Origin of the sequence: Parasphingorhabdus sp. (assembly GCF_041748495.1) — a bacterium.
In the GTDB taxonomy this organism is placed as follows: Bacteria; Pseudomonadota; Alphaproteobacteria; order Sphingomonadales; family Sphingomonadaceae; genus Parasphingorhabdus.
This window is the reverse complement of sequence record NZ_JBGTDD010000040.1, coordinates 1-22,478: the sequence shown is the minus strand read 5'-3', so window position 1 is coordinate 22,478 and position 22,478 is coordinate 1. Positions and strand designations below refer to the sequence as shown.

At 57.5% G+C, this 22,478-nt stretch carries 24 protein-coding genes; 16 read left to right on the top strand and 8 right to left on the bottom strand.

From position 1 onward, the window contains the following. Positions 1 to 247 precede the first annotated feature (247 nt). The 3 genes from ACEW8J_RS03375 to ACEW8J_RS03365 all read left to right on the top strand — a co-directional run bounded on the left by ACEW8J_RS03375 (position 248) and on the right by ACEW8J_RS03365 (position 2,911). Positions 248 to 1,645 (top strand): cytochrome P450, encoded by a 1,398-nt coding sequence (locus tag ACEW8J_RS03375; RefSeq protein ID WP_373490222.1) that lies wholly within the window; start codon positions 248 to 250, stop codon positions 1,643 to 1,645. 154 nt (positions 1,646 to 1,799) lie between these two features. Next, positions 1,800 to 2,450, top strand: coding sequence for a hypothetical protein (locus ACEW8J_RS03370; protein ID WP_373490221.1), 651 nt, complete (start codon positions 1,800 to 1,802; stop codon positions 2,448 to 2,450). An 89-nt stretch (positions 2,451 to 2,539) separates the two neighbouring features. Then, entirely contained in the window at positions 2,540 to 2,911 is a 372-nt protein-coding gene (locus ACEW8J_RS03365; RefSeq protein WP_373490220.1) for a DUF4345 domain-containing protein, read from the top strand. Here the strand turns inward: ACEW8J_RS03365 and ACEW8J_RS03360 are convergent. Together ACEW8J_RS03360 and uvrA are read right to left on the bottom strand one after the other, a co-directional pair. Then, complete coding sequence (locus ACEW8J_RS03360; protein ID WP_373490219.1) at positions 2,908 to 3,243, bottom strand: low molecular weight protein tyrosine phosphatase family protein; 336 nt, start codon at positions 3,241 to 3,243, stop codon at positions 2,908 to 2,910. The two genes, ACEW8J_RS03365 and ACEW8J_RS03360, sit on opposite strands and share 4 nt — an antisense overlap. After that, positions 3,240 to 6,299 (bottom strand): excinuclease ABC subunit UvrA, encoded by a 3,060-nt coding sequence (gene uvrA, locus ACEW8J_RS03355; protein WP_373490218.1) that lies wholly within the window; start codon positions 6,297 to 6,299, stop codon positions 3,240 to 3,242. The genes ACEW8J_RS03360 and uvrA overlap by 4 nt, the downstream gene beginning before the upstream one ends. A 222-nt stretch (positions 6,300 to 6,521) precedes the next feature. Between uvrA and ACEW8J_RS03350 the strand changes: the two genes are divergently transcribed. Then, positions 6,522 to 6,995: a hypothetical protein gene (locus ACEW8J_RS03350; RefSeq protein WP_373490217.1), complete on the top strand. Its 474-nt coding sequence runs from the start codon at positions 6,522 to 6,524 to the stop codon at positions 6,993 to 6,995. 93 nt (positions 6,996 to 7,088) lie between these two features. Here the strand turns inward: ACEW8J_RS03350 and ACEW8J_RS03345 are convergent, their stop codons facing one another. Continuing rightward, on the bottom strand, positions 7,089 to 9,134 hold the full coding sequence (locus ACEW8J_RS03345) for a hypothetical protein (RefSeq protein WP_373490216.1): 2,046 nt from the start codon (positions 9,132 to 9,134) through the stop codon (positions 7,089 to 7,091). Positions 9,135 to 9,655: 521 nt separating this feature from the next. On the opposite strand from ACEW8J_RS03345, the gene ACEW8J_RS03340 reads away from it, so the two are divergent. Next, positions 9,656 to 10,273, top strand: coding sequence for a hypothetical protein (locus tag ACEW8J_RS03340; protein ID WP_373490215.1), 618 nt, complete (start codon positions 9,656 to 9,658; stop codon positions 10,271 to 10,273). A 34-nt stretch (positions 10,274 to 10,307) separates the two neighbouring features. On the opposite strand, the gene gmk is transcribed toward ACEW8J_RS03340, so the two are convergent. After that, positions 10,308 to 10,976, bottom strand: a complete 669-nt coding sequence (gmk, locus tag ACEW8J_RS03335) for a guanylate kinase (protein ID WP_373490214.1) — start codon at positions 10,974 to 10,976, stop codon at positions 10,308 to 10,310. 36 nt (positions 10,977 to 11,012) lie between these two features. Here gmk and ACEW8J_RS03330 point away from each other — a divergent pair, with 36 nt between their 5' ends. Next, positions 11,013 to 12,215, top strand: a complete 1,203-nt coding sequence (locus ACEW8J_RS03330) for an AI-2E family transporter (RefSeq protein WP_373490213.1) — start codon at positions 11,013 to 11,015, stop codon at positions 12,213 to 12,215. Here ACEW8J_RS03330 and ACEW8J_RS03325 read toward each other — a convergent pair. Next, a complete protein-coding gene (locus tag ACEW8J_RS03325) occupies positions 12,212 to 13,492 on the bottom strand; it encodes an MFS transporter (protein WP_373490212.1) in 1,281 nt (426 codons plus the stop codon). The genes ACEW8J_RS03330 and ACEW8J_RS03325 overlap by 4 nt on opposite strands. 126 nt (positions 13,493 to 13,618) lie before the next feature. Between ACEW8J_RS03325 and ACEW8J_RS03320 the strand changes: the two genes are divergently transcribed. Further along, positions 13,619 to 14,230, top strand: a complete 612-nt coding sequence (locus ACEW8J_RS03320) for a DUF2585 domain-containing protein (RefSeq protein ID WP_373490211.1) — start codon at positions 13,619 to 13,621, stop codon at positions 14,228 to 14,230. Here ACEW8J_RS03320 and ACEW8J_RS03315 read toward each other — a convergent pair. From ACEW8J_RS03315 to ACEW8J_RS03305, 3 genes are read right to left on the bottom strand one after another with little or no spacing between them, the layout of a single operon-like run. Next, positions 14,213 to 14,509 (bottom strand): hypothetical protein, encoded by a 297-nt coding sequence (locus tag ACEW8J_RS03315; RefSeq protein WP_373490210.1) that lies wholly within the window; start codon positions 14,507 to 14,509, stop codon positions 14,213 to 14,215. The genes ACEW8J_RS03320 and ACEW8J_RS03315 overlap by 18 nt on opposite strands. An 18-nt stretch (positions 14,510 to 14,527) precedes the next feature. Next, positions 14,528 to 15,922, bottom strand: a complete 1,395-nt coding sequence (fumC, locus tag ACEW8J_RS03310) for a class II fumarate hydratase (protein ID WP_373490209.1) — start codon at positions 15,920 to 15,922, stop codon at positions 14,528 to 14,530. Then, positions 15,919 to 16,404, bottom strand: coding sequence for an SspB family protein (locus tag ACEW8J_RS03305; RefSeq protein WP_373490224.1), 486 nt, complete (start codon positions 16,402 to 16,404; stop codon positions 15,919 to 15,921). The genes fumC and ACEW8J_RS03305 overlap by 4 nt, the downstream gene beginning before the upstream one ends. Positions 16,405 to 16,518: 114 nt before the next feature. Between ACEW8J_RS03305 and hisB the strand changes: the two genes are divergently transcribed. The 9 genes from hisB to ACEW8J_RS03260 all read left to right on the top strand — a co-directional run bounded on the left by hisB (position 16,519) and on the right by ACEW8J_RS03260 (position 22,363). Next, a complete protein-coding gene (hisB, locus tag ACEW8J_RS03300) occupies positions 16,519 to 17,112 on the top strand; it encodes an imidazoleglycerol-phosphate dehydratase HisB (RefSeq protein ID WP_373490208.1) in 594 nt (197 codons plus the stop codon). Further along, a complete protein-coding gene (hisH, locus tag ACEW8J_RS03295; RefSeq protein ID WP_373490207.1) occupies positions 17,105 to 17,725 on the top strand; it encodes an imidazole glycerol phosphate synthase subunit HisH in 621 nt (206 codons plus the stop codon). Before hisB ends, hisH begins: the two co-directional genes overlap by 8 nt. 94 nt (positions 17,726 to 17,819) lie before the next feature. Next, complete coding sequence (hisA, locus tag ACEW8J_RS03290; RefSeq protein WP_373490206.1) at positions 17,820 to 18,545, top strand: 1-(5-phosphoribosyl)-5-[(5-phosphoribosylamino)methylideneamino]imidazole-4-carboxamide isomerase; 726 nt, start codon at positions 17,820 to 17,822, stop codon at positions 18,543 to 18,545. Then, a complete protein-coding gene (hisF, locus tag ACEW8J_RS03285) occupies positions 18,542 to 19,303 on the top strand; it encodes an imidazole glycerol phosphate synthase subunit HisF (RefSeq protein ID WP_373490205.1) in 762 nt (253 codons plus the stop codon). Before hisA ends, hisF begins: the two co-directional genes overlap by 4 nt. A gap of 172 nt (positions 19,304 to 19,475) precedes the next feature. Further along, complete coding sequence (locus tag ACEW8J_RS03280; RefSeq protein WP_373490223.1) at positions 19,476 to 19,787, top strand: PEP-CTERM sorting domain-containing protein; 312 nt, start codon at positions 19,476 to 19,478, stop codon at positions 19,785 to 19,787. Positions 19,788 to 19,933: 146 nt separating this feature from the next. Next, the gene (locus ACEW8J_RS03275) at positions 19,934 to 20,254 is read left to right on the top strand and encodes a phosphoribosyl-ATP diphosphatase (RefSeq protein WP_373490204.1); all 321 of its coding nucleotides are present in this window, start codon (positions 19,934 to 19,936) and stop codon (positions 20,252 to 20,254) included. Continuing rightward, positions 20,254 to 20,634 carry a histidine triad nucleotide-binding protein gene (locus ACEW8J_RS03270; RefSeq protein WP_373490203.1) on the top strand — a complete coding sequence of 127 codons (381 nt, stop codon included), beginning with the start codon at positions 20,254 to 20,256 and terminating at the stop codon, positions 20,632 to 20,634. The genes ACEW8J_RS03275 and ACEW8J_RS03270 overlap by 1 nt, the downstream gene beginning before the upstream one ends. Before the next feature lie 52 nt (positions 20,635 to 20,686). Continuing rightward, positions 20,687 to 22,156 (top strand): sodium-dependent transporter, encoded by a 1,470-nt coding sequence (locus tag ACEW8J_RS03265; protein WP_373490202.1) that lies wholly within the window; start codon positions 20,687 to 20,689, stop codon positions 22,154 to 22,156. A gap of 3 nt (positions 22,157 to 22,159) precedes the next feature. Continuing rightward, positions 22,160 to 22,363 carry a DNA gyrase inhibitor YacG gene (locus ACEW8J_RS03260; RefSeq protein WP_373490201.1) on the top strand — a complete coding sequence of 68 codons (204 nt, stop codon included), beginning with the start codon at positions 22,160 to 22,162 and terminating at the stop codon, positions 22,361 to 22,363. Positions 22,364 to 22,478 lie beyond the last annotated feature (115 nt).

Sequence of the window (22,478 nt, the reverse complement as noted above, 5' to 3'; positions counted from 1 at the left end):
ACAGCCAGCCAAGCCCAGCAAGGCACCTACGGCCAGCGTCGATTTGAACAAATGGGGGATGGCAAAATTGGTCATGTTCTTTTCCTCAATACCGACCCACTGGCGACAGCCAAGCCGAGTCGCGATTCTTTATCTTATTGTTGGCGTTGATATCATCAGTCGATTGAATAGCTTATGAATGGAGTGGCTTGCTGACATTAATGAAAGTAGCTAGGATGGGGACAAATCCCACTTCAGGAGAATTTCGTTGGCCACAATTGCAGCAGTATCGCATGGTTATCCCTATCAGGAGAGCGCCAATCCCCATTGGGTAAAGCCGCCGAGCGAGGAGCAACTGGCGCATATCCCGGGCGAACAGGGTCTGCCGGTTTTGGGAACGACCCTGAAGGTCATCAAGGATCCGATCGGTTTCGGAAAATTCATGTTTGATCGCTATGGTTCGGTCTATCGCACGTTCAGCTTCGGCAAGCAGAACGTGATGCTGCTCGGCGCCGACGCAACCGAACTGGTGATGTTCAACAAGGACAAGATATTTTCCAGCGAACAGGGTTGGGGCCCGGTGCTCAACAATCTCTTCCCGCGCGGCCTGATGCTGATGGATTTCGAGCGACACAGAGCCGACCGCAAAGCGCTGTCGGTTGCGTTCAAGCCCGGCCCGATGAAACGCCATTGTGCGGTTCTGGGTGAAGGCATATTGGAACGGGTAACCGAATGGAGTGGCACCGAGATCAATTTCTACCCGGCGATCAAGTCGCTTTCGCTCGATACCGCTGCCAGTGCGATACTCGGCATCCCCTGGGGTCCGGAAGCGGACAAGATCAACAAGGCCTTTGTCGATGAAGTGCAGGCCTCGATCGGCGTGGTCCGCAAACCGATCCCGTTCACCAAGATGTGGAAAGGCGTCAAGGCGCGCGAATATCTGTTAGAATATTTCACCCCGCAGGTGAAGGAGCGCCGTGCCAAGGGTGGCGAGGATATCTTCACCCAGATTTGCCTGGCGACCCATGAGAATGGCGAACTGCTGACCGAGGATGAAGTCGTCGATCATATGAACTTCCTGATGATGGCGGCGCATGACACGATTACATCCTCTGCGACCAGCATGACCTATCTGCTCGCCAAGCATCCCGAATGGCAGGACCGCCTGCGCGAGGAATGCCTGTCGGTTGCACCCGCCGGAACGACGCTGACGCTTGAGCAACTGGGCAAGCTGGAACTCACCGAAATGGCGTTCAAGGAAGCCTTGCGGATGATCCCTCCGGTGCCGAGCATCCCGCGCCGGGCGCTCAAGGAATTCACCTTCCGCAACTATACCATCCCAGCGGGTACCAATATTGGTATCAGCCCGCAATTTGTCCACAAGATGGAAAAGCACTGGCCGGAACCGGACCGGTTTGATCCGCTGCGATTCACGCCGGAAAATTCTGCCGGCCGGCATAAATATGCATGGGTTCCCTTTGGCGGTGGCGCCCATATGTGTCTGGGACTGCATTTCGCCTATATGCAGATCAAGATTTTGATGCACGCCATGCTGACCCAGAATCGCATCGTCCTGCAGGGCGGGCCGGACTATGCACCGAAATGGCAGGTCTTCCCAATTCCGCAGCCGAAGGACGGTCTGCCGGTGCGGTTCGAACGGCTCTAGTGGCCGTGCGGGTGCCGCAAGCTGTTCGGGATTAGGACCAGCGATGCCTGAATCGCGGCTATCTTATTTGCGTTTCACCAGATTTTTCTCGTGAACGCAAAAAATTGACAGGCGGATATGCGCGTGGCACTCTTTAAATCGGCGGGGGACAAGCATGGGACATATCCAATCGGAAGGTAAATCATCCAGGCGGCTGGTTCGTGCGGCGGCGATATTGTTGCTGGCAGGCCTTGTTACCCAGGGATGCGGCGGATCCGGGGCGGAACCCGAAGCGGCTGAGGCAGAATCAGCGATTAGCTTGCCAACCGAGAATATCACCGCAGCCAGCTTTGGCTGTATCAGCGACCTGACCGCGGTCGACCGCTTTTTTGTTGGCAATTTGAACGGGGATATCGACGCGACCATAGCGGTCGCAGGTTCGGAAGAAGGCGGCGTCTATCCGGTGGGCTCGGTGGTGCAGCTGGTACCGACCGAAGTGATGGTCAAGCGCGAATCAGGCTTTGATGCTGTGACCAAGGACTGGGAATATTTCGATCTGGATATCTCGGCGGCGGAAACAAAGATCCTCACACGCGGCGCTGCCGAAGTGAAGAACCGGTTCGGCAACAGCTGCCAGGATTGTCACGTCAAGGCGGCTCCGCAGTTCGACCTGATCTGCAAGTCTGACCATGGCTGCGATCCCATTCCGATCAACGACGTGATGATCCGCGCATTGCAGAAAACCGACCCGCGCTGCGAAGCGCAGGAGCTGACGACCGAGGAGGCAGAGGGCCTGCAACAGCTGCAAGCGGCCTTGACGGCTTAGCCACTAGCTGGGCATCATTTCCGCTGGACTATCGCCTGTCGGGACATGCCCGTCGACAGGCACACCGCATAAAATAGAGGAGAATATATATGGCCGCATTTCGCATCCTTTCCTTTCTGATTGGATTCATCCCGCTTTGGTTCGGGGTCAACGGCCTGATATGGGGTGCGGCAGAACATATGGGTGGTGACGCGTTCACCCCTGCGATGGACAACCAGTATCGCTATCTCTCCGGGGTCTATATTGGAGTCGCGGCGATGATTTTCTACAGCGCCGGTGACATAAGGAAGCGGGCGTTGTTGTTCCGTTTCGCGATATTATTCTTTTTCATCGGGGGCTGTGCGCGGGTCTTGTCATACCTGACCGTCGGTGCACCGCCAACAGAGCAGTTCGCGGCCATGTTCGTGGAATTGCTGTCACCACTTCTGGTGCTCTGGCAGGCAAAGATTTTGCGCTACTAGGTAAAATATTCCGGGAAACCGGACTTTATTCTCGCCACCAGATTTGGGTCCATGAACCGGTAATTGTCCGGAATGGCAAGATTGCGAATTGTCTTGTCTTGCAGCAGTGCCGCATATTGTCGGCCAATCTTTTTCTTGTGGGCATTCTCCATCACATAGATGCGATCGGCCCATTCGATCAGGTCTCCGGAGATCGGGGTCTCCGCATCATGGTTGGTGCCCGCCGAGATCGCGGAGACACCGTCAACCGCATTCAGCACCGCTTCGGCGGTCGGGCTGCGCAACCGGTTGCGCGAACAGACGAAGAGCAGCTTCACCGGACCGTTGCTCACTTCGCCAGCATCGCCTTCAGATAGCCGCCAGTGAAGCTGGCCTTGACCTGCGCCACTTCTTCCGGTGTCCCCTGCGCGACGATCTCGCCGCCGCGAACGCCGCCTTCGGGGCCGAGGTCGATGATATGGTCGGCCGTCTTGATGACATCGAGATTATGCTCGATCACCACCACGCTATTGCCCTGCTCGACCAGCCGGTGCAGCACCTGCAACAACTTGCGCACATCCTCGAAATGCAGTCCGGTGGTCGGTTCGTCGAGAATATAGAGGGTCTGTCCGGTCGAGCGTTTTGACAGTTCTTTGGCCAGCTTGACCCGCTGCGCCTCGCCGCCGGATAGCGTGGTGGCCTGCTGGCCGACCTTCACATAGCCGAGGCCCACTTCGTAGAGCATCGCCATCCGGTCACGGATCGGCGGCACCGCCTTGAAAAAGCTGACCGCGTCCTCGACCGTCATATCCAGGACATCGGCGATCGACTTGCCCTTGAACTTCACCTCGAGCGTTTCGCGATTATAGCGCTTGCCGCCGCATTCCTCGCAGGTGACATAAACGTCGGGCAGGAAGTGCATCTCGATCTTGATCAGCCCGTCGCCCCGGCATTTCTCGCAGCGGCCACCCTTGACGTTGAAGCTGAACCGGCCGGGCTTGTAGCCACGTGCCTGGGCCTCGGGCAGTCCGGCGAACCAGTCGCGGATATTGGTGAAGGCACCGGTATAGGTGGCCGGGTTGGAACGCGGGGTGCGGCCGATCGGCGACTGGTCGATATCGATGACCTTGTCGCAATATTGCAGACCGGTGATCTTGTCATGCTTGCCGGCTATCACCCGCGCGCCATTGAGCGTCCGGGCGGCCGAGGCATAGAGGGTGTCGATGGTCAGCGAGCTTTTGCCCGAACCGGACAATCCGGTGACGCAGGTAAAGGTACCGAGCGGGAAGGAGACGGTGACATTCTGCAGATTATTGGCGGTCGCGCCGTGGACGGTCAGCTTCTTGCCATTGCCCTTGCGCCGCTTGGCCGGCACCTCGATTTCGCGCGTTCCGTTGAGATAGGCGGCCGTCAGCGACTTCTTCGATTTCAAGATCTGTTTGAGCGTGCCTTCGGCGACCACCTCGCCGCCATGGACACCTGCGCCCGGCCCCATGTCGACGACCCAGTCGGCGGTGCGGATCGCGTCCTCGTCATGCTCGACCACGATCACCGTATTGCCGAGATCGCGGAGCCGCTTCAGCGTCGTCAGCAGCCGGTCATTGTCACGCTGGTGCAGGCCGATGCTGGGTTCGTCCAGAACATAGAGCACGCCCGAGAGGCCGGACCCGATCTGGCTGGCCAAGCGGATGCGCTGGCTCTCGCCCCCCGACAACGTCCCGCTGGTCCGGTCGAGATTGAGATAGTCGAGGCCGACATTGTTGAGAAACCCGAGCCGAGCGATAATTTCCTTCAGGATCGGTTCGGCAATCTGGCTTTGCGTCTTGTCCAGCTTCGTGCCGAGGCCTTCGAAAAATTCCAGCGCATCGCCGACGCTGCGCCGGGTCGAGATGGAAATATCCTCGCCGGCGATCTTGACCGCCAGGGCTTCCGGCTTGAGCCGAGCACCGTGACAGGTTTCACAGGGCGCTGCTGCCTGGAACTTGGCCAGTTCTTCCTGCATCCAGGCGCTTTCGGTTTGCAGCATGCGGCGTTTGAGATTGCCGACCACGCCTTCAAACGGCTTCTTCACTTCATAGGACTTGCGCCCGTCCTGAAAGCGCAGGGTGACCGGCAGCCCTTGGGTGCCGTTGAGGATGACATCCTGATGATGTTCGCTCAGTTCGTTCCAAGGCGTATCCAGATCAAATTCGAAATGTCGCGCAAGTGATCCCAGCACCTGCATATAATAAGGCGAGGGTGGATTGGACTTCGCCCAGGGCACCACCGCGCCCTTCTTGATGCTCAGCGCCGGATTGGGTATGATCAGCTGCGTGTCGAAATGGAGTTTCTCACCGAGACCGTCGCAGGACGGGCAGGCGCCCTGGGGGGCGTTGAACGAGAACAGGCGCGGGGCGATTTCCTCGATGGTGAAGCCGCTGACCGGACAGGCGAAGCGCTCCGAAAAGACGATCCGGTTGTCCGGCAGGCCGGTGCCTTTCATCTTGCCCTGGGGGGAGTCCGTTAGCGCTGAGCTTGTCGAACGGTGTTTCTCGTCCGTGATTCGTGGTTCGACAGGCTCACCACTAACGGATTCCACTCCCGGTTCCGGACTGAAATTTGCTTTGGCTTCAGCAACGCCGTCCCTCGCCTTTGGTGCTGAGCCTGTCGAAGCGCGACCGGCAAGCGCCAAAGCTTCCTCCACCCTGCCGTCCGCCAGATCGACAAATGCCAGTCCATCGGCGAGCCGCAGCGCGGTTTCGAAACTGTCGGCCAGGCGCTGTTCCATGCCGTCGCGCACCACCAGCCGGTCGACGACAACCTCGATGTCATGCTTGTATTTCTTGTCGAGCTTCGGCGTTTCCTCGATATCGTAAAATTCGCCATCGACCCGGACCCGGGTGAAGCCGGCTTTCTGCCACTCGAGCAATTCCTTGCGATATTCGCCCTTGCGCCCGCGCACGACCGGGGCGAGCAGGAAGAATCGGGTCTTTTCGGGCAGGGTCATCACCCGGTCGACCATCTGCGACACGGTCTGTGCGGTGATCGGCAGGCCGGTCGCGGGCGAATAAGGCACCCCGGCGCGCGCCCAGAGCAAGCGCATATAATCGTAAATCTCGGTGACGGTCGCGACCGTCGAACGCGGATTGCGGCTGGTGGTTTTCTGCTCGATGGAGATGGCGGGGGACAGGCCCTCGATATGCTCGACATCGGGCTTCTGCATCATCTCCAGAAACTGCCGAGCATATGCGGATAGTGACTCCACATAGCGCCGCTGTCCCTCGGCATAGATGGTGTCGAAGGCCAGCGAGCTTTTGCCGGAACCGGAGAGGCCGGTAATTACGATCAGCTTCTCGCGCGGCAGCTCGATATCGACGCCCTTGAGATTATGCTCCCGGGCGCCTTTTACTTTGATGTGGGTCAGACTCATGCGCGTGCTTTGCAGAAGATGCCGGAGAGAGTCCAGCGGGTCAGAAGGACAGGGTGATAGGTGTTATATGTTCAATGTTTGTTCTCTTTTCAATGACTATTTGCGCATCAGCTCAAAATCTGCTCTTCTCCGCTCGGGTCGCGCAATGGGAAAAGGGCTGAGTGGCGAAGGAAGCGGCTATTTCCGCTTTTTTACGCTATCACAGCCCACAGGGGAATTGTGATGACAAATAGAATATTGGCCGCATCAGCGGTCCTGGTACTTGGTTTCGGCGCAAGCAATGTCGCCATTGCGCAAGCGCCCAGTTGGTCCGCAGAACAGACTGCAGTATGGAAAGTGGTCGAGCAGTCCTGGGTCGATGATGTCGCGCAAAACGGTAAATGGCCGGGAAGCTATGTCGATGACCATATGGTGTCATGGGGTGCAGATACGCCATCGCCGCAATATAAGGCGTCGATGGAGAAGTGGAATCGCTTCAACAATAGTCAGTCAAAGACATTGCAATATGAAGTTTCGCCGCTTGCCATCGCGATCAGCGGGGACACGGCGGTTGTGAATTACACGGTGTTGCAGGTGACCCAGCGGGCGACCGACAAACCCGAGCGCGAGGCCAGCGGCATCGTCGAAACCCTCGTCCGCAGCGGCGATTCATGGAAATTTCTGTCGACCACCGGGTTTGACATGAAAAAGAAATAGCGGGAAGGGGACGGGAATCTCCTGTTGGCGGTTCCCGTTTCAACTGTTTGCTTTTTCTCCGAATGAGGCGACGATATAAATGTGCACCCACATCTAAACTTCGCTCTTATCGCTGTTTGCTCCCACTCTGTTCAAAACCTCCCGATACTTCTCAAAAAACCCGACCATCTCGGGTGACCGCTTGCTCTTCATGTCGCAGAAGAACTTGCGGTTCCAGCCCTTTGCCGTCCCCAGATGCACCATGGCGTAAACATAAGCGAGCAGCGCCGCCGAGAATCCGAACGCCGCGTCCATACCCGCCGCAGCCCAGACCACCGCCGCCACCAGCGGATAGGCCAGCACCGGAAAGCTGATCGCCTTGCGATAGTTGAAGATCGCCTTGCTTTCCCGCGTCGGTAACCCGAATTTTCCGACCAGCGTCGAGGTGAAGGGCAGGCGGTTGTGGATGATGGCTGCTGGAATCTTCACCCACCACGGCACCGGCGCCAGCAGGATCGTGGCGAGCGCCAACAGCTCGAAAAACGGATAGCGGATGACGAGCAGCGCCAGCACCTTGTAATCATGATATTGTTTCGCGGTATGCTCGATCAACTCGCCGACGCCCTCAACCGCATAACGGCCCTTTTCGCGGAAGCGGAACACGTTGTTGGGAAACATATAATATTTCATCAGGCCTTTGAAGCCCGGCGTATCACTGCGTTTCGGTCGGATATCCAGAACCTTCGCAACCTCGTCGGTGAAGGTGCCGTACCAGACCAGATGGTCGGTCTTTTTCTCCGGGCGACGGGCATAATAGGTCGCATTATAGTCCGCGATCCGCTGGTCGAGATTGCTGCGGATTTTGCTGCGAAACTCCGGATCCGTCATCATCCGGTGAACCAGCAGGCACTGCATCTCGCTGATATTGTTGAGTCCGCCGGTAAACGGACGGGTGAAGCCGATGGTGTAGATATTTTGCAGAGCGGGGGAGGTCACGCCGAGAAACTGTTCGCGGGCCTTGTAGGTGAAGGCAGCCGGCTGGCCATCGCCATGCACCAGGATTTGGGGAATATTTGGTATTTCCTGATCGCCGTCGATAATCATGTCGAAGGATGCCGTGTGGCCAGCTTCGCTCAGCAATTTCGCATCATGGTCTATTGTGGTGGCGCTTTTGTCCCACAGCTGCACATGGCCATGCTCAAGGAAGAACGGCAGGTCGTTGATCAGATAGCCGTCGCTGATCTTCTGCTCGAGCGTGTCCTCGCAATAGAGCTTGTAGACGTCGATCGGCCAATATTTGATCGCGATATGGCCATTTTCGATCGGTGCCCTGGCCTTGAAGAAGTTGCGGATATCGCCGTGCGGCCGGATCGATTTGGGATGACGCACACCAAGGCTGTTGCGATCGAACAGTTTCGCGAACCAGTGGTGGATCAAGCCATGGATATAGCCGCCGTCGATGAAGGCGCGATAGCCCCATTTACTGATTTCGGAGAAATTGTGGCATTCCAGCTGGTCGAGCGGCACGAAGCGCGGGCCATCGTCGAACGGGGAAAAGGTGGCGAACATCTTGTCGAGGATGATGAAGCCGTTGGTGACCAGGTGGACTTTTGCCCCATAAGCAACCAGCTTGGCGATCAGCAGATTGGAACTGTCACCAGTCGAGGTAATCGCCACATTCTTGCCAGCATAGCTCTGGCCGACCTTGATCTGTTTGAGATTGGCATTCATCTGTCGTCGGAAGGCGGTCGCAACAACGACATGACTGGCCCGAAATGTCTCACCGCTTTCCAGATGGACGATGCTGTGATCGGCATGATTGTCGATATGGTCGACGCGGCCCTGATGGATATTATCGGCATGGCGTGCCGCATATTTCTTGTGGATCGCGTAATATTCCCGGGCGGTGGGAAATCCGTCCTTGAAGTCCTCACCCTGTTCCCGGAGCATTTCGACCAGCTCGAACGAATAGACGCTGCTCTGCAGCGAACTGACCAGATCGAAATCCATCGCATCGGCGGCTTCCAGTTGCTGCCAGATCGGCGTCATCATCGACACCATCAGCCAGCGGATGCCGCCGGCTTCCAGTTCCCGCACAAGCGGCATGGTTGAGAAGCCGCCACCAACGATCAGGACTTCGATTTCCCGTGCTTCTGCCATATTGCTCCCTGCCCGCTCCCAGTACTGGTAACCGTTCGGAGCGGAAAAACAAACGGTCTTTTGGCTGTGCCGGTTGCAGATGATGTAACCGAAACGGCCGGCGAATGCAGTGGTTGCAACCCGTCTGCCCGTTCATCGTCTCTGCATTGCCGTTGGTCGAATGAGGAGCGGAGCAGCACGCCGCCATGCTATTGGGGCAGATAGCTGAGTAAGATCCGTAACAGCATATTAAGTCTCGGGTCGCATCGAAGCTCAATACGGGGGATGGTATCAGTATGCGGATTCGCAAACTGCCGGACCGGGGAAAACTGCCTACCGCATGGGCAAGCTCCTGTTCCCGGGAAGGCGGGACCAGCGCTCACCCCCTATTGGGCACGGCCGTCGCAATGCTGCTGGTGCCATCCCCTTTGCTTGTCCAGAGCTTCATCCCTTTGGCTCGAGGATCGCGAAGATCATTCTTGCAACTATTTGCTGTCGGAGATAAATTCATGCATGGGGTGTCCTGAGCGAAAGGACTGAATATGCTGTACCGACAAATATTCTTCATCAACGCTTTAGTGATGGCTGTGTTTTGCAGTGGCACCGCAATGGCGCAGGAACCCGGGGTGAACTGTGAGGGCGCCAAACAATATCTGGTCGGACAATATAGTCGATCCGATCCTGTAAATAACGAAAAATATTACCAGATCTGGGCGAGTCCGGAATGTGAAAACTATCGGAAAAAAGCCGAATTACGTGTGGATCCTGAAATTGAGTCGAACGAGCAGTTCATTAGAAGTCTGACGAGCGACTATGACGAGCGACTGGCAAAAATTCCTGCAATATGTGCACCGATTGTTGAAACACGCTGGTTTGCGGCGTCCGAAAAATTCAGATCGCAGCAAAACCGGTCCGAACTTCTGACTGCTTGCATCCGCAATCAGTCCCACTCGCTTCGGGCAGAATATTTGAACCGCCTAAACGCCGATTCCGCAACACAATATGCTGAAAAACTGCGCCTGAACCAGGAGCAGATCGCCGCTGACAAACAGGCATATGCGGAACGCCAGGCTGCTCATGAAATGAAGATGGAACAATGGCGGGATGCCGTGAAGCGCTGCGAGGCTGGCCAGATCTCATATTGCTCGCGCACATTCTAGAACGACACCAGCCTGGACCCATTGAGCCGGATTTCTATTCGGCGATTAGATCCCGGACAAAGCCGATCAGACCGGTCTGCCTGGAACGCCGCATACGTTCGGTCGCGAGGATCTGCTTCACCTTGGCAAAGCAGGCTTCGAGATCGTCGTTGATCAGGACATAGTCATAGCCGTCCCAGTGGCTGATTTCACTGGCCGCGCGCTGCATTCGGCTTTCGATGATTTCGGGCGCGTCGGTGTTGCGGCTTTCCAGTCGTTTGCGCAATTCTTCCAGTGAGGGCGGCAGGATGAAGACCCGTACGACATCCTGTCCGGCGCGTTGGTAGAGCTGCTGCGTGCCCTGCCAGTCGATGTCGAACAATACGTCCTGTCCTTCTTCCAGGCTCTGATTAACCGGTGCGGCTGGGGTGGCGTAGCGATTGCCGAAAACCGTGGCATATTCGAGAAAGCTGTGATCGGCGACCATTTCTTCAAACTGGTCGCCGCTGACAAAATAATAATCCTTGCCATGTTCTTCGCCGGGCCGTTTCTGGCGCGTGGTCACGGAGACTGACATGGCGATCTCATGATCGGCCTGCAGCAGCATTTTCGCCAATGTCGACTTGCCCGCACCAGACGGCGAAGACAGCACGAACAGGAGCCCCCGGCGGTTCAACTGGCGGTGATCATTGTCGATATTCTGGGAAGATATATTCTCGGCCATAGCGGCTATTGGCCGAGAACGGAGCATGGCGTCAAGATGCTTGTCCCGATGTTTGTCGATCGCCTTGGCCAGCGCAATCATCCTGATGACAGTCTGGTTAAATCCGGCTATCCGAAAAACATGATTCAAGGACGCGTCAGCACCATATTCTTCGCGATCGGCATTACCATCATGGTCGGCTGGCTGTTTTACGTGGGCAAGGACATCATATTGCCGATCGTGACCGCCATCATCCTGCTGCAGATTCTCTATGCCGCCAGCGCCACCGTCGCCCGCATTCCAGGACTGGGCCGGACGCCCCTGTGGCTGCGCGCGACACTTGCCCTGATCGGGGTATTGGCGCTGCTGTTCGCCATGACCCGGATGCTGGTGGCGAGCCTGCAAAATCTGGTGCCGTCGCTACCGCTCTATCAGCGCAATCTTGAAAATCTGTTTGCGACATGGTTCCCGGCGGTGGTCGATGAAGGGATCGGCCGACCGGAAATGTCTGAACTGATGGCGTCTCCGGCTGCGATATTCGACCGGGGGTCGGAAGCCGTTGCCAAGGCGATCAGCGAATTCGCGACCAGATTTTTCACCGAGATCGATATTGCCGCGCTAGCCCAGTCGGTGCTGTCATCATTGACCAGCTTTGGCGGTTTTATCTTCATCACGATCCTATATGCCTCGTTCCTGCTCAGCGAAATTACCGGGTTTCCGGAAAAGGTGCGGCGTGCCTTTGGTGCGGGGCGCGATTCCACCGATACGCTCAATATGATCACGCGGATCAACCATGATATCGGTAGTTATCTGGCGACCAAGACGCTGATCAATATCATATTGGGGGTCATATGCTGGGTGATATTGCTGATCTTGGGCGTGGAATATGCGGCGCTTTGGGCGATCATCATCGGCCTGCTCAACTATATTCCCTATATCGGCTCCTTTATCGGGGTTGCCTTTCCCGCGCTGTTTGCGGTGGCGCAGTTCGGTAATCTGACGATCCCGCTGATCGCCACCGGCCTGATGACGGTAGCGCAGGTGATTATCGGCAATGTCGTTGAGCCGCAGATGCTGAGCAAGTCAGTCAATCTCAGTCCGATGGTGGTGCTGGTCTCGCTGGCGATCTGGTCGAGCCTGTGGGGTATCCCCGGCGCGATATTGGCGGTTCCGTTCACGACCATCCTGATGATCGTGCTGGCGCGCCGACCGGGCACCCGCCCGATTGCCGCGCTGCTGTCCAGCGATGGCAATATCTAGGCTGGTGTCGGCGGCGGTTTCAGGAAAAACGCGGCGCCGAGCCCGGTAATCAGCAGGAGGATGGCGCCGGTGAAGGCGAGATCATAGCTTCCGGTTGCCTCGAAGATATAGCCTGCCCCTGCCGGCGCAGCAGCGGCAAAAGGCAGCATCACCGGCGCGAGTACGGAGTTTATGATCGGAAACGCGCGCTCGCCGAAATAATTGCCGATCACGACCGGGCTGAGCACCAGGAGGCTACCGTAGCCAGCGCCGAACAGCATCCCCATCGCCGAGAGCAGGAAAATGCCCTGACCGAGCCAGAAGCCCGATAGGCCGACGGCCATCAGCAAGATCGAACCGAACAAGGTCCAGCGCAATTCGAACTGGTCGCCCAGCCAGCCAGCCGGGATCCGCGCCAGACCGCTGCCCAGGATCGCGAGCCCGATGACCGAGGCGGCTTGCAGACGGGAAAGGCCGCTGTCGGTAAGGTGCAGGACCCCGTGGTTCAGCAGGAAAAAGAAAGTAGCCAGATAGCCCAAGCTGACCAGCATCAGCATGTAGAGAGTCGGCGTCCGGATGATTTGCTGCATGGTCCAGTCGTGCCCGGTACGATGCGTTTTGGGGCGCGAACCCTTGGCCAGAGGATCATCCGATGCCAGGACGGGATCGATATTGTCGGGGTGCTGGCCGATATCCTGGGGCCGGTTGATGACAAATTGGGTGGCAATCAGGGCGATGATGACCATGGCGGCAGCGATCAGCCACGCCGCGCGCCAGCTGTCAAACTGGTCCATCATGCTCGACAGGACCGGCTGCGCCAAGGCACCGCCAAGCGCACCGCCGGTCATGACAATACCGATGGTGGTGGATCTTTTGATACTGAACCAGCTGATCATCGCGGTCTGCGAGCAAATCGGACCAGTCAGGGCGAAAGACAGACCCATGACGATGCCCCAGACGACGATCCATTGCCAGATTGCGGTGACCGCGAGCACCAGCAACATCAGGCCGGAAAGCATCACCAGCAAGCCGATGGTCACCGTCTGGCGCACGCCAAAGCGATGGATCAGATAGCCGGTCAACGGATAGGCCAGGCCCAGCATGATGAGCGCAGCCGTTTGTGCCAGAGACGCCGTACCGCGATTCCAGTCCATCGTTTCGACCATGACCGGAAAGATCACGGAATAGGCAAAATAGACGAAGCCCGAAGCGGCAAACTGAATGAAGAAGAACAGACCGACATTGGTCCAGCCATAGAATTTGCGGGGCGCTCGCCCTGACTGCACGCTTGTCGCCAACTTGCTCTCCTGTCCCGCTTGTAACTGGCGGCTTGCTCGCAAGCTTACAGCAATGTCAGTTACAATCAATATTGCAATTGGTTGGATAAGCTGGTCTCAGCTTGTCCTTCGAAAAGGAAACGTCACATGGCCTGGCCGCTCAGAATCAGCAAAATCAGCGCACTGATCGCTCTGATAACATTTGCCGGTTTTGCCCTGATCCTGTTTGCTATGGGGCGCCCGCCGATTTGCGCCTGCGGTACGGTGAAACTTTGGCAGGCTGTTGTTCAATCGTCGGAAAATAGCCAGCATCTCGCCGACTGGTATTCGATGAGCCACGTCATTCATGGCTTCATCTTTTTCGGTCTCGGCTATCTGTTGCGCCAGAGTTTTCCGAAGCTGTTCCCGCTTGGTGTGATCCTCATCCTGTCGATCTTGGTCGAGGGCGCTTGGGAGGTGCTGGAAAATTCCCCTGTCATCATTGACCGCTATCGCGAAACAACCATTTCCTATGGCTATGAGGGCGACAGTATCATCAACTCCATGGCCGATATCGCATGGATGATCGTCGGCGTTTTCATGGCTTCCCGTCTGTCGTGGAAAGTGACGCTGGCAATTGCCGTGATTTTCGAGCTTTTCACAGCCTATATGATTCGGGACAATCTTGCGCTCAATATTCTGATGCTCACAGTACCGATCGATTCGGTGAAGGACTGGCAGGCCGCTGGCACCAGCTATTGGCTAACGGGAAAGCCTTGATACCGGAACGTCGGCAAGAGCAACGCTGTCATCAGCCGCTCGCTTGCCCTCAATGTCGATGATGGTTTCGGATGCAGGCAAAGCCTCGGGCTCTTTCGAATCATCATAAAGTTTCTTGGCAATAATCGCGCCGCCGACCAGCAGCGCGCCCGGAATGGACGCGGTCGCAATACGGGCAGCAATCATACCGAGGCCGAAATTGAGCAATCCATTGCCATTGGTGTGCTTGCGCGCTTCATAACCGACAAATGTGGTGAACAGGTTTCTGACAATCGGCATAATTTTCATGTTCCTGGATCAGCCATCATCGCCGACCATCTTCTCTGGTCTAACATGGGTATCGTAAGTTTCCGCGTCAACCAGGCCCAGTTCCAGCGCAGCTGCGCGCAGCGTCTGGCCAGTCGCGTGCGCGTGCTTGGCGATCGCCGCCGCCTTGTCATAGCCGATCACCGGGGCGAGTGCCGTGACCAGCATCAGTGAATTGTCGACCAGTTGCTTGATCCGTCCTTCATTGGCTTCCAGGCCTTCCACGCAGCGTTCAGCAAAACTGGACATGCCGATCGAGATAATCTCGATCGAACGCAGCACATTGGCGCCGATCAGTGGCTTGAACACATTGAGCTCCAGATGCCCCTGCAGCCCGCCGACGGTGACCGCCTGGTGATTGCCGATGACTTGCGCGGCCACCATGGTCAGCATTTCGCATTGAGTCGGATTGACCTTGCCGGGCATGATCGAACTGCCCGGTTCGTTGGCGGGCAGATCCAGTTCTCCCAGGCCAGAACGCGGCCCGGAACCGAGCAGACGGATGTCGTTGGCGATTTTGGTCAGCGAAACTGCCAGCGTGTTGAGCGCGCCGGACAATTCGACCATCGTGTCATGCGCTGCCAGTTCGGCGAATTTATTCGAGGCCGAGGTAAATTTCAGGCCAGTGATTTTTGAAATTTCCTTGGCGATATGCTCGCCGAAATTTTCCGGTGCGTTGAGGCCGGTTCCGACCGCAGTCCCGCCTTGCGCCAACTGGTGCAGCCGAGGCAACACCGTTTCGATCCTGTCGCGCGCAGCTACCAGTTGTGCGGAATAGCCAGAAAATTCCTGTCCCAGAGTGAGCGGGGTGGCATCCTGCAAATGGGTTCGACCGATCTTGACGATCGCCTTCCACTGTCGCGCCTTTTCCGCCAGTGCATCGTGCAATTGTTCCAGCGCCGGGAATAGTTCGACTTCCAGGGCCCGCGCTGCGGCTACGTGCATGGCGGTGGGGAAGCTGTCATTGGACGATTGCCCGCGATTGACATGGTCATTCGGGTGGACCGGATATTTGCCGCCGCGGGTGCCGTAGATCGTCTCGTTGGCGACGCCAGCGATCACTTCATTGACGTTCATGTTGGTCTGCGTCCCCGACCCGGTCTGCCAAATGCTCAGCGGAAACTGGTTGTCATAGGCGCCTGTGCGCACGGCATTGGCCGCTTTTTCGATCGCTGCGGCAATTTCCGGTTCCAGGCCGTGGATGCCGTTGACCCGCGCCGCTGCCTGCTTGACGGCGGCCAGCGCGTGGATCAGCCGGATCGGCATGCGTTCCTGGCGGGGAAAAGGGAAATTTTCAATACTGCGCTGCGTCTGGGCACCCCAATAGGCATCGGCGGGTACGTCTATCTCGCCGAGAGAGTCGGTTTCTGTGCGGGTCCCGCTCACTTTTTCTTGCCGAAGTCCACCGTCACCACGTTGGAGCCGTCATCGACCGGCTCGACCACTTCTGTCTCGCCGTCATTCTCCGCCGGGTCGTGACCGTTTATTTCGCCTTCGACCTCGTCCACATGAAACTGCAGCGCAAAATCCACGGCCGGATCGACGAAAGACGTGATCGCCGCGAACGGGATATGCAGCATCGAGCTGATCTGATTGAAACTCAGGCCGACTTCGAATCGGTCATTATCGACCTTCAGGTCCCAGTAGCGGTTTTGCAGGACAATCGTCATTTCGTCCGGAAATCTTGCGATCAGATGATCGGGAATATCGACGCCGGGGGCGCGGGTCTTGAAGGTGATGTAGAAATGATGCTCGCCGGGCAGGCCGCCCTTGACGACCTCACCCAGCACCCGGCCCACGACCGCGCGCAAAGCTTCCTGCACGATTTCATCGTAAGGAATCAGGCTGTCGGGTGCATCATCGCTCATTTGCACTAGGTGGCGCGAAGCGCGCATCGGGTCAAGGGCGTAAAATGAATTTCCCATCGTCCGTGCACCGCGAAATTCTTGCCTGATTTGTTCAAGCCACTATAGGCCTGTGGCATGAGAACAGCGACAATAGAGCGAAATACCAAGGAAACCGAGATTTTTGTCGAGCTGAACCTCGACGGGACCGGTCAATATGACGTGTCGACCGGAATCGGTTTTCTCGATCATATGATCGAACAATTCTCGCGCCATTCGCTGATTGACCTGACGATGCGGATCAAGGGTGACCTCCACGTCGACCAGCATCATACCACCGAAGACAGCGCCATTGCGCTGGGCCAGGCGATTGATCAGGCGCTCGGCGACAAGGCCGGGATCGTGCGCTACGGCAGCGCCTATTCACCGATGGACGAAACATTGAGCCGGGTTGCGCTGGATATTTCCGGGCGGCCCTTTCTGGTCTGGAACGCCGGTTTCACCCAGGAACGGCTGGGCGAGATGGACACGGAAATGTTCAAGCACTGGTTTCACAGTGTCGCCGATGCCGCTGGCATCACACTTCATGTCGAACTGCTCTATGGCGAGAATAACCACCATATAGCGGAAAGCATCTTCAAGGGCCTGGCCCGTGCTATGCGTCAGGCAATCGAGCGGGACCCGCGCAAGGGCGACGCAATACCCTCGACCAAGGGGCAATTGGGTGGCTGAGACAATCGCGCTGATCGATTTTGGCGCCGGTAACCTGCACAGTGTCCACAATGCATTGATGGCCGCAGGGGCCAGTGATGTGGCCGTGACTACCGACCCGAAGCTGGTGGCACGGGCAGATCGCATCATATTGCCCGGTGTCGGCGCTTTCGGGGCCTGCCGGGATGCTCTGGTGGGAATCGACGGTATGGTCGCGGCGATGGAACAGCGTGTGCGCGCGGAAGGCGTGCCCTTTCTGGGTATATGTGTCGGGATGCAGATGCTGGCGGACAGGGGCATCGAATTTGGTTCGCATGAAGGCCTCGGCTGGATCGGTGGAACGGTTGCCGCTATTGAACCGGAGTCTGCGGCGATAAAAATCCCGCATATGGGCTGGAATGACGTCACTCCGACCGAAGGGCATGATCTGCTCGAGGCCGGCGAGGCTTATTATCTGCATGGCTTTCATTTTGACGTCGCCGCGGAGTCGGATATTCTGGCGACGACCAATCACGGCGGACCACTGGTCGCCGCCGTCGGCCGCGACAATATCGTCGGCGTCCAGTTTCATCCGGAAAAAAGCCAAGCTTATGGCCTCGCTTTCTTGGACCGTTTTCTCGGTTGGAAACCATGACCATGTGGAATAGCGTTTGTCCTGAGCTTGTCGAAGGTTGTTTCTTTTCCGGCAGTCCTGGTTCGACAGACTCACGAATGATGGAATTTTCAGCATGATTGTATTTCCCGCCATTGATCTCAAATCGGGTGAAGTCGTGCGCCTGGCCGAAGGCGATATGGACCGGGCCACAGTCTATGGCGACAATCCGGCCGCACAGGCTGGGCTTTTTGCCGCTGCCGGAGCCGAACATATCCATGTCGTCGATCTGGATGGCGCCTTTGCCGGATCACCCAAAAATGCGGAAGCGGTCGAAGCCATTATCGCCAGTTTCCCGGGCTATGTTCAGTTGGGCGGTGGTATCCGCAACCGTGAGACGGTCGAACGCTGGTTTGGACTGGGTGTGGCGAGACTGGTTATCGGTACAGCCGCGCTCAAGGACCCGGACTTCGTCAAGGACATGGCCAAGGAACATGAAGGCGGCATCGTCGTCGCCGTCGATGCGCGCGATGGCATGGTCGCGACCGAGGGCTGGGCCGATGTTTCAGATGTCAGCGTTCGCGATCTTGCCCGCCGGTTCGAGGATGCCGGGGTCGCCGCGATCCTGTTCACCGATGTCGGTCGCGACGGCATGCTTACCGGCTGCAACATCGAAGCGACGGTCGATCTGGCACGGGCGGTCGCTATTCCCGTGATTGCCAGCGGCGGAGTCAAGGGTCTGGACGATATCCATATGCTGTCACAATTTGCCAAGGACGGGATAGAAGGCGTGATCACCGGACGGGCACTATATGACGGCCGGCTGGATCTGGCGACGGCGATTGCGATGGCGAACAGATGACCGTCCGTATCCGCGTCATACCTTGTCTCGATGTCGCCAATGGCCGGGTGGTCAAAGGCGTGAATTTCGTTGACCTGCAGGATGCCGGTGATCCGGTTGAACAGGCGCAAGCTTATGATGCTGCCGGTGCCGACGAATTATGCTTTTTGGACATAACCGCCAGCCATGAAAAGCGCGACACGATCATCGATGTGGTCCGGCGTACGGCCGAAGTCTGTTTCATGCCGGTCACCGTCGGCGGCGGCGTGCGCACGGCGGACGACGCGCGGGCGCTGCTGATGGCCGGGGCCGACAAGGTCGCGGTGAACAGCGCTGCTGTATCCCGGCCCGAGGTGATCAGCGATATCGCCACGCGATTTGGCAGCCAGTGCATGGTGGCCTCGGTAGATGCCCGGCGTGTCGCCGAGGGGCGCTGGGAAATTTACACCCATGGCGGGCGCACACCCACCGGGATTGATGCGCTGGAACACGCGATCCGCATGGCGGATCTGGGCGCAGGGGAATTGCTGGTGACCTCGATGGATCGCGATGGCACCCGCGACGGTTATGATCTCGACCTGATCCGGACCATCGCCGATGCGGTTGCCATTCCGGTTGTCGCCAGCGGAGGAGTCGGCAATCTGGCTCATCTGGTCGAGGGCGTGACTCATGGCCATGCCAATGCCGTCCTTGCCGCCTCGATTTTTCATTTTGGCGAACATAGCATCGGCGACGCCCATGCTGCTCTGCGCGCTGCGGGGCTGCCGGCGCGGGCTTGATCCTATCCTGCCGACCCATGGTTAATGTCGGTTTACCTTACATTCCCCGATGATCTGGAATTCAGCTTAACCATTTTGTTCGAGTGAAACGGCGGCGTTCGTCCGTTTGGCAGGAATATTGCTTTAATCATTGCAGACAGAGAACTGGGAATGGAGATATATCGTGAAGCTGATGATATGTGCGATCTTGACGGGTTTTGCAGCATTGGCTGTTGCCGCCAGCGCACCCGCTGAAGCAACCTGGAAATCGGATAGCCGCGGCTCGGTCAAGGGCTGGGGCAGCTCAGGCTGGGGCAGTTCGGGATGGGGTTCGTCGAGCTATGGCGGTTCCACCAGCACTTCTTCCGGTGCATCGGGCGGCGTGTCTTCTTCTTCCAGCGGCGGAACTCGGGTTCCGGAACCGTCCAGCCTGATGATGCTTGGCCTCGGGCTGGGTGGCCTGGTCGCAGGCCGTTTGGCTGCGAAGCGTCGCAGAAAAAACTAGTCGTCACGATCATGGCGCAGCAAGCTATCGCATGCGGGAGGCCAAGGGCCGCCAGTGGGGGATCTGGCGGCCCCTTTTGATGGATGACACAAACTTCTGCCGCGAGGGCTTGACGAACAGGCGGCCTGTCGCGCAAACCACTGGCGATGACCGATATTCTGAAATCTCTCGAACACACGATTTTGGCGCGGCGTACGGCCGATCCGGAAACCAGCTATGTTGCCAGTCTTAACGCCAAAGGCCGCGCGAAAATGGCTGAAAAGCTCGGGGAAGAGGCGATCGAGGCGGTGATTGCTGCGGTCCAGAACGATCGGGTAGCAATGACAGGGGAGGCTGCCGATCTGCTTTTTCACCTGATGGTCCTGCTCGCGGATATGGATCTTTCCCTGGACGAGGTGATCGCTGAACTGGCGCACCGGGAAGGACTGTCCGGCCTGCAGGAAAAAGCGGCCAGAGGAGCAAGTTGATGGCGATCGATCCGACCCAGGCTTATGATGACGACAATATTTTTGCGAAAATATTGCGCGGCGAGATTCCAAACAAGACCGTCTATGAAGACGAATGGGCGCTTGCCTTTCACGATATCAATCCGCAGGCACCCGACCATATACTGGTCATTCCCAAGGGCCGCTATGTCAGCTGGGATGATTTCTCCGCATCGGCAAGCGAGGCGCAGATCGCCGGATTTGTGCGCGCCGTCGGCCATGTCGCCCGGGAAGCCGGTATGGTCGAGCCGGGCTATCGTCTGCTCGCCAATATCGGCGAGCATGGCCATCAGGAAGTGGCCCATCTGCACATCCATATTTTTGCCGGAAAACCGCTTGGCCCGATGTTGATGCGCGGCTAGTAACAAAGGCAACAAGTCCGCATACGGGCCAAATAATCGGGGAGTTCAATATATGGCAGTCGCATCAGTACCCGCAGGCGAGGGCTGGTCCTCGCGAACAGCCTTCATACTGGCAGCGATTGGGTCGGCCGTCGGGCTGGGCAATCTGGTCCGATTTCCGGCGGAAGCCGGTGCGAATGGCGGTGGTGCCTTTGTCATATTCTACATTTTCTGTGTGTTGCTGATCGGCCTGCCTATCTTGCTTTCCGAAACGCTCATTGGTCGCCATGGTCAGGGGTCGGCGATCGAAAGCATGAAGAAGGTGGCGCTTGAATCGCGCGCATCAGGCTGGTGGTCGATAGCCGCCGGTATCGGGATGGTCGGTGCGTTCCTGATCCTTACTTATTATAGTGTCCTGGCCGGCTGGATATTGCATTTCATTGGCGTTTTTGCAGGCGACGTGGGCAATGCTGTCGCGACTGGCGGCCTGACTCAAGGCGCGATGCCAGACTATTCGATCGATCAGGTTCAGGGCATATTGCCAGCCCTGCAGGCGGATAGCGGCCAGATGCTCACGATGCATGCCATCTTCATGGCGCTGACGATATTTGCCGTCGGCCGCGGTGTCAGCAGCGGCATCGAGAAGGTGGCGGTCTGGTTGATGCCGGTCTTCTTCATCCTGCTGATCGCGATTACGGTCTACGGTGCCTTTACCGGCTCGTTCGGTGCGGCCCTGGAATTTCTGTTTGCTTTTGACCCGGCGCGTCTGCTCGATCCGTCGGTGCAGTTGTCGGCGCTCGGCCAGGCTTTATTCTCGCTGTCTCTCGGGTCTGCGCTGATGATCACTTATGGTGCTTATGCCGCGCGCGATATCAACCTCGCGAAAACATCGGTACAAATCGCTGCAGCTGATACCTCGGTCGCCGTCATTGCCGGTCTGGCGATATTTCCGATCACCTTTGCAGCGCTCGCGCCAGCGAGCTTGAACGCCATATTGGATGGTCAGGAGCAGGTGCAGGGCGGGCTCGGACTCTTGTTCGTCAATCTGCCGGTGGCTTTTCAGACGATGCCGGCGGGATCACTGATTGGCCTGCTATTCTTCATCATGGTATTTTTTGCCGCACTGACCAGTTCGGTTGCCTTGCTGGAAGCTTCCGTCAGCTGGGCCATTAGACGTTTCAGAAAGCCTCGCTGGCTGATTACCATCATTCTGGGCGGTCTCGCCTTCCTGATCGGTGCTTGGGCCAGTTTTTCCTTCAACAGCCAGGCAGATTTCCAGCCATTTGATTTCATGATCTTTTCAGGACAGCCGGTATTCGGCATTATCGATGAGCTGACCGCGAAAATCCTCTTGCCGACATCGGCTCTGCTAGTGGCGATATTCATTGGCTGGGTGGCGGATCGCCGGTTGATTGACAGCGAAAACGGACTGGATGGCAATTTCCATCGAATCTGGCTTTTTCTGGTGCGCTGGCTCTGCCCGGTGGTGATTTCCGCGATCCTGCTGTTCGGCCTGTTTCCCGGCCTGCTGGCGCAGGGATAGCCGATGGCCGGATCCAAGCCGCCGAAATGCCCGGTATGCCGTCGCCCGGGCTCCGAACAATGGGCACCGTTCTGCAGCGCGGGATGCAAGGATCGCGATCTGCTGCAATGGCTGGGCGATGGCTATAAAATACCCGGACCGGCGGTTTCTCCGGACCAGCTGGCGGACCATTTTAGCCAAGATGCTGGCAGCGATCGGGAGGACTGAACAGGCGCAACAAAGCCGCAATTTTTAGGCTAGACAAGCGGCAAGGGCCCCGCCTATAGCGTCGCTTCCCAACCGGGTCAGCACCTCTCGCCGACCCCGCAAGCCCGAGTAGCTC